A 1,699-nucleotide genomic window follows, 5' to 3' on the forward strand; every position below is an offset into this window, starting at 1 on the left:
ACCCGGCGCTGCTTCAGCTCGGGGAGGGTGGCGCCCGGGACACCGCGCTTGACCGCGATGAGGGCGTCCATCAGCCGCAGCCCCTCGAACGCGTCGCGGGCGTAGCGGACCTCGCCCTCGTAGATTTCGTGGAGGTCCTGCTCGACGTAGGCCCGGGTGAGGGCGGCGCCGCCGAGGATGACCGGGTAGTCGGCCGCCATCTTGCGCTGGTTCAGCTCCTGCAGGTTCTCCTTCATGATCACGGTGGACTTCACCAGGAGGCCTGACATGCCGATCACGTCGGCGCGGTGCTCCTCGGCGGCCTCCAGGATCGCGGAGACGGGCTGTTTGATGCCCAGGTTGACCACGTTGAAGCCGTTGTTGGACAGGATGATGTCGACGAGGTTCTTGCCGATGTCGTGGACGTCCCCGCGGACCGTGGCCAGCACGATGGTGCCCTTGCCCTCGGCGTCCGACTTCTCCATGTGCGGCTCCAGATGCGCGACCGCGGTCTTCATGACCTCGGCGGACTGGAGCACGAAGGGCAGCTGCATCTGGCCGGAGCCGAAGAGCTCGCCGACGACCTTCATGCCCTCCAGGAGGGTGTCGTTGACGATCTCGAGCGCGGGCCGGCTCTGCAGTGCCTCGTCGAGGTCCCTCTCCAAACCGTTCTTCTCGCCGTCGATGATGCGGCGCCGGAGCCGCTCGTCCAACGGCAGGGCGAGAAGTTCCTCGGCCCTGCCCTGCTTCATCGACTTCATGTTGACGCCCTCGAAGAGCTCCATGAGCCGCTGCAGGGGGTCATAGCCCTCTTCCCGGCGGTCGTGGATGAGGTCGAGGGCCACCTTGACCTGTTCCTCCTCCAGCCGGGCGATCGGCAGGATCTTGGAGGCGTGCACGATCGCGGAGTCCAGACCGGCCTTCACGCACTCGTCGAGGAAGACGGAGTTCAACACGACACGGGCGGCCGGGTTCAGGCCGAAGGAGATGTTGGACAGGCCGAGCGTGGTCTGCACGTCGGGGTGGCGCCGCTTCAGCTCGCGGATGGCGCCGATGGTGGCGATCCCGTCCTTGCGGGACTCCTCCTGGCCCGTACAGATGGTGAAGGTCAGGCAGTCGATCAGGATGTCCGACTCGTGGATGCCCCAGTTGGCGGTGAGGTCCTCGATGAGCCGCTCGGCGATGGCGACCTTGTGCTCGACGGTGCGGGCCTGGCCCTCCTCGTCGATGGTCAGGGCGATCAGCGCGGCGCCGTGCTCGGCGGCCAGAGCGCTGACCTTCGCGAAACGGGACTCGGGCCCGTCGCCGTCCTCGTAGTTGACCGAGTTCAGCACCGCGCGGCCGCCGAGCTTCTCCAGACCGGCGCGCAGCACGGGCACCTCGGTGGAGTCCAGGACGACCGGCAGGGTGGAGGCGGTGGCGAAACGGCCCGCCAGCTCCTCCATGTCGGCGACACCGTCACGCCCCACGTAGTCGACGCAGAGGTCGAGCATGTGCGCGCCCTCGCGGATCTGGTCGCGGGCCATCTCCACACAGTCGTCCCAGCGCGCCTCGAGCATGGCCTCACGGAACTTCTTCGATCCGTTGGCGTTCGTGCGCTCGCCGATCGCGAGGTACGAGGTGTCCTGGCGGAACGGAACGCTCTGGTACAGCGACGCCGCACCCGGCTCCGGGCGCGGAGCACGGGGGGTGAGCTCCGCACCGCGGACACGCTCGACGA

General features: G+C 67.9%; 1 protein-coding gene. It reads right to left on the reverse strand.

Features of this window, described 5'->3' with window-relative positions:
• A partial coding sequence (locus ACWD04_RS33970; RefSeq protein WP_451137581.1) for a dihydropteroate synthase occupies nt 1-1,699 on the reverse strand: 1,699 nt, incomplete at both ends.

The organism is Streptomyces sp. NPDC002911 (genome assembly GCF_053591835.1).